Here is a 4,343-nt window from a genome sequence, read left to right on the forward strand (position 1 = left end):
CCAGCGATCCATCCCAAACCGGACGATTTCGTCCACTCCCCTGATGACTGTTATTGTCTCAAGCGCAGTCCGGCAGGACGCGCACGCGCCGTTAGCTCAGTTGGTAGAGCAGCTGACTCTTAATCAGCGGGTCCGGGGTTCGAAACCCTGACGGCGCACCAGGTCAGAGCGGCACACATCACTGGCTAATTAAGCCGCCGTCCTTCATTCTCGGAATCGAGCCCGTCGCTCGCAGGCGATGCCGTCGTGGTTCCTGTCTAGGGCCGGGTTGTACGCCGGGTCACCGATGTGGATGTTCCAGCGACCGTCCCGGGCTGCTGCCGCACAGTTCCGGTACGGGAGCCCGTCCGGGTTGGGACCGGGGCCCGCCGAACCGGACGGCACGACCGACCTGTTCGTCGACGGGGAGCTAGGGTGACTGCCCCACCGCAACGGGTTGTGGCCGATTACGACCGATATCAGGATCCGTACGATCACATCAACCGAGGCGACGGCACCAACGACCACCATCGGGTCACTCCACCCGAGGTTGTCGCCGTTGTCGTTCACGAGGGCCAGTCCTGGGGGTGTTGTCCGACAACCTGGTGGCCGATTCGCGGATACGGCGCGAGTTGCACAGCCAGGGCGTCGCGCACCTCGCGGTACGGGTCCGCGACGGCACCGGTCTGATCGGCCCGCTGGTCGTACCGGGAGTGACCAGCTGCCTTGGCAACCACTAAGTGGGACGAATGTGGGTGCTGACTGCCGGTGATTACGCCTTATCGCGGGATCGCAGCTCCCGCCGGAGATCGATCACCTCTTTCTCAAGGTCAATCACTGCCTTGGAGCACATTGCTGTCAGTCCAATGAGTTTCACGATCGCGGCCCACATCCGGCTGTGGCCGGTGAAGGACTGGTCTAACTCGGCAAACCGGTCGAGCAGTTCCTTCCCGATAACGGATTCGGGATCAAGCTGTATTTGCCGCATCTTGATGAACGGCGAGAAGTCGGGTATTTCTTCGGGATAGGGCTCCATCTTGTGAGCGTAGGCCGCTTGCCCAGCCCTGTTCACTCGTTCACGCGCAAACTGACAACGAGGGACGGTGAATCGCCTGTAAATCTTTACACGGCTGGCCCGGTGCTGACTGACAGGCGATTCATTCGAGGGGCTCGTCGATGGCGCTGCAGCGCTCATTGCCGGGTCGATGCCCAGCGGCCCGCTAGCGGAGACGGACACATCCGCTGCAGAGAGCACCGACGACGACGGAAGCAAACCCGGTGCCAAGGATGACGGACAATCCTGGTGTCCGGTCGACCTGACAGACTTGCTCAACGGCGTCCGTGAGCCATTGCTGCCACTGCTCACTTCGTCGACAGCGCCCCGCAGATCCGACACGCCGGCTCCCCGCGTGCAGCGAGAACACAGGTGCCTCGGACGCAGTCCACAGTTAAGTGAAACGTGCACTTGACATTTCGCAGTTAGGATCGGGCTAACAGAATTCAGAGGAGGTGTGCAATGCGGCACAACTTAAATTTCACTCGGCGCGGTTTCATCAGCACCGTCATCGCGGTCTCAACCTCGGCAGCCGCTCTCGCGGTCAGCCCCGTCGCGGCCGCCAACGTCGCCGCTAACGCCGCGGGTTGTTTGCCGCTCAACGGAACACAAATCAGCGCCAGCAGCCACGAAAACGCCAACTTCGGCATCACCTACGACAGCACCGTGACGTACTGGTACCAAGACGGTGCGGTGAACTGGCACAAAACCCTCGATGGCGGCAGGTTCAACCTCACGCACGACAACACCTCCGGCGCCATCCCCGCCGCGCCAGGAAGCATCGAAACCGTACCCGGCACCGGCGGCAGTACCAGCCCCATCTTCGTGACCGTTTGCAAACAGTAGGTGCGCATTACCGCGCTCGGGGTGCTACCGGACCGGTGGCCCCTATCCGTGCTTGCAATGGATCAGCGGAACGGCCGGGTGGCGGCGTAGCTGGTTCGCATGTCGCAACACAACCCCGCTGTCGCCAATCACGTTGCCGGGACAACGATCCGGCGGGCCGCTTCAACAGCGGCAGCGCGCCGAGCCGCGACAACCGCCGGATCTGCGGCCAACGCATCGGGATGTGGCGATTGAGCCCAGGCCAGCCCGATTCCGAAAAGCAACACCAGCAGGTCCATCGGCTCCCACCCCGCATCCACCTGTCCGTTGGCTTGCGCGGCCTTGATCACACCGATATCTCGCGCCGCGACCGATTCGCCATCCTCGACGGGAGGTGGGTCGAGCAGCAGTCCTTCGAGATTGGCCCACGTCATCATGCGGAGGTGCTCGGGATGGCGGCACGCCAAGTCGTAGATGTCGCCGACAAATTCTGGAATCGCGTCGCCGCGCAGTGTCACCGCGGCGAAGAACTCCGCCATGTCGGCGGCGACCACGCCGCGAAACAGCGCCTCCTTGTCGGTGAAGTGAGCGTATAGCCGCTCTTTGCTGGCCGCCGCGGACTTCGCGATCCGGTCGATCCGGGCGCCGGCCAGTCCGTGGCGGGCGAACTCGGATCGAGCCGCAGCCAAGATGGTGTTCCGCAACTCTGTGGTGGTCCGCACAGAGGGATTGTATCCATACGAACTAGTTCGTTTGGTATATTGGTGCTATGCCGCCGCCTACAGTCGACCTTGTCGTGAATCAGCCCACCAATCCCGAAGCCGCGGCGCAGCCATCGGCACGGGTGCAGACCCTGCGCTCTGCCTTAGACGGGCTTCAGGGCCTCATCGCTCCCCTCATCGACCTGAGTCGGCCGTACGTGAGCGGTGTGGCGACGTTGCCGACCGATGGACGATTTCTGTTGGTAGGCAATCACACTCAGTTCATCGGTGGCGAAGTCCTGTTGATTCCCCACTTCGTGCGGCGTGCGATAGGGGCGCGCGTGCGCACCTTGGCCGATCGTCGAATCGGGGGACGTCCCGGACTGAGCCGCGACCTGATGACGGCCTATGGCGGCGTGGTCGGCGCTCCGGATGCAGCACGCGAACTCATGCGCGACAACGCGACCATCCTGGTATTTCCGGGTGGAGGACGCGAAATTGCGAAGTTCAAAGGCGAGGAATACCAATTGAATTGGACCGGCCGAGCCGGGTTTTCGCGCATCGCGGTGGAGAACGACTACCCGATTGTCCCGGTCGGGCTGGTCGGCGGCGATGATGTCTACAAGAGCCTTTTCACCCGCGACAGCCTGGCCGGCCGACTCAGTCGGGCCGTCAGCACCAGGCTGTCCGGGAATCCCGACATGGCGATGCCGGCGATGCGAGGCGTGGGGCCCACTCTGATTCCCCGTCCACAGCGGATGTACCTGCGATTTGGGCAGCCGATCGAGACAACGCAGCCGCGCGGCAAGTCGGCCGACGCCTGGGTCGTGTCAGTTAAAGAACGAACACAAGAGTCGCTCGAAAAGATCCTTCAGGAGTTGCAGCAGATTCGCGCCGGGGACCCATTCCGCGAGCTGAACCCGCTGGCCTGGACGAGGGCTGCCCAGGTCAGCTGAACCGCCGCTACCTGTTGCGAATCCGGCGCACTGCCAGAGCGGCGACCAGCGCTGCAATTCCCGCCAGCGAGGCCGCCACTGCGGGCTTTTTGACGAATCCAATCGCCCGGGCCTTGGCGTCGTCGGCGAGTCGGCGCGGGTTGGCCCGCACAGCGAGTGAGTCGACGGTCGACGCGAGCTGGTCGCGGGCCCGATCGATCTCCCGCTTGATGGTGTCGGGATCCCGCTCCGCCACTGTTGTCCTCCCTGTCGTCGGCGAACCCAGACCAGGCTCGGGCTAAGTTTGTGCCTGCCGACCTACCCTAGATCAGCCGGCGTTCATCCCTGCCCGCCGGTGAACAGAAAGGCAGCTCCGTGACCGACACTGCACGCCTCGCGCCGGGCGACAAAGCGCCCGCCTTCACCCTTCCCGATGCCGATGGCAACAACGTCTCCCTCGCCGACTACAAGGGCCGGCGCGTGATCGTCTACTTCTATCCCGCGGCGTCGACGCCCGGCTGCACCAAGCAGGCCTGCGACTTCCGCGACAGCCTGAGCGAACTCAACGGGGCCGGCCTCGACGTCGTCGGCATCTCCCCCGACAAGCCGGAGAAGCTGGCCAAGTTCCGCGCCGCCGAGAAGCTGACCTTTCCGTTGCTGTCCGATCCCGAGCGCAAGGTGCTGAGCGCCTACGGCGCGTACGGCGAGAAGAAGATGTACGGCAAGACCGTCCAGGGTGTCATCCGTTCGACGTTCGTCGTCGACGAGAAGGGCAAGATCGCCGAGGCGCAGTACAACGTGAAGGCGACCGGCCACGTCGCCAAGTTGCGCCGCGACCTCGACGTCTAG

Annotated in this window: 7 protein-coding genes, 1 tRNA gene and 1 pseudogene; 5 read left to right on the forward strand and 4 right to left on the reverse strand. The window is 63.7% G+C overall.

The window, feature by feature from the left end; translation table 11 throughout:
- Window positions 1-85: 85 nt before the first annotated feature.
- Window positions 86-161 (forward strand) — tRNA-Lys (locus ABDV69_RS20245).
- A 43-nt stretch (window positions 162-204) separates the two neighbouring features.
- Here the strand turns inward: ABDV69_RS20245 and ABDV69_RS20250 are convergent.
- Entirely contained in the window at window positions 205-510 is a 306-nt protein-coding gene (locus ABDV69_RS20250) for an excalibur calcium-binding domain-containing protein (protein ID WP_343577560.1), read from the reverse strand.
- A 50-nt stretch (window positions 511-560) separates the two neighbouring features.
- Between ABDV69_RS20250 and ABDV69_RS20255 the strand changes: the two are divergent.
- Window positions 561-707: pseudogene (locus ABDV69_RS20255) on the forward strand (cyclodehydratase); the annotation flags it as partial.
- A 44-nt stretch (window positions 708-751) separates the two neighbouring features.
- On the opposite strand, the gene ABDV69_RS20260 reads toward ABDV69_RS20255, so the two are convergent.
- The gene (locus ABDV69_RS20260) at window positions 752-1,015 is read right to left on the reverse strand and encodes a hypothetical protein (RefSeq protein ID WP_343577553.1); all 264 of its coding nucleotides are present in this window, start codon (window positions 1,013-1,015) and stop codon (window positions 752-754) included.
- A 480-nt stretch (window positions 1,016-1,495) separates the two neighbouring features.
- On the opposite strand from ABDV69_RS20260, the gene ABDV69_RS20265 reads away from it, so the two are divergent.
- A complete protein-coding gene (locus tag ABDV69_RS20265; RefSeq protein WP_343577554.1) occupies window positions 1,496-1,879 on the forward strand; it encodes a hypothetical protein in 384 nt (127 codons plus the stop codon).
- A 128-nt stretch (window positions 1,880-2,007) separates the two neighbouring features.
- On the opposite strand, the gene ABDV69_RS20270 is transcribed toward ABDV69_RS20265, so the two are convergent.
- The gene (locus tag ABDV69_RS20270; RefSeq protein ID WP_343577555.1) at window positions 2,008-2,580 is read right to left on the reverse strand and encodes a TetR family transcriptional regulator; all 573 of its coding nucleotides are present in this window, start codon (window positions 2,578-2,580) and stop codon (window positions 2,008-2,010) included.
- Window positions 2,581-2,627: 47 nt separating this feature from the next.
- Between ABDV69_RS20270 and ABDV69_RS20275 the strand changes: the two genes are divergently transcribed.
- Entirely contained in the window at window positions 2,628-3,515 is an 888-nt protein-coding gene (locus ABDV69_RS20275) for a lysophospholipid acyltransferase family protein (RefSeq protein ID WP_343577556.1), read from the forward strand.
- Window positions 3,516-3,522: 7 nt separating this feature from the next.
- Here ABDV69_RS20275 and ABDV69_RS20280 read toward each other — a convergent pair whose 3' ends face one another.
- Window positions 3,523-3,750, reverse strand: a complete 228-nt coding sequence (locus ABDV69_RS20280; protein WP_343577557.1) for a DUF3618 domain-containing protein — start codon at window positions 3,748-3,750, stop codon at window positions 3,523-3,525.
- A gap of 119 nt (window positions 3,751-3,869) precedes the next feature.
- Here ABDV69_RS20280 and bcp point away from each other — a divergent pair, with 119 nt between their 5' ends.
- Window positions 3,870-4,343, forward strand: a complete 474-nt coding sequence (gene bcp / locus ABDV69_RS20285; RefSeq protein WP_343577559.1) for a thioredoxin-dependent thiol peroxidase — start codon at window positions 3,870-3,872, stop codon at window positions 4,341-4,343.

It is taken from the genome of Mycobacterium sp., assembly GCF_039583785.1.
GTDB lineage: Bacteria > Actinomycetota > Actinomycetes > Mycobacteriales > Mycobacteriaceae > Mycobacterium.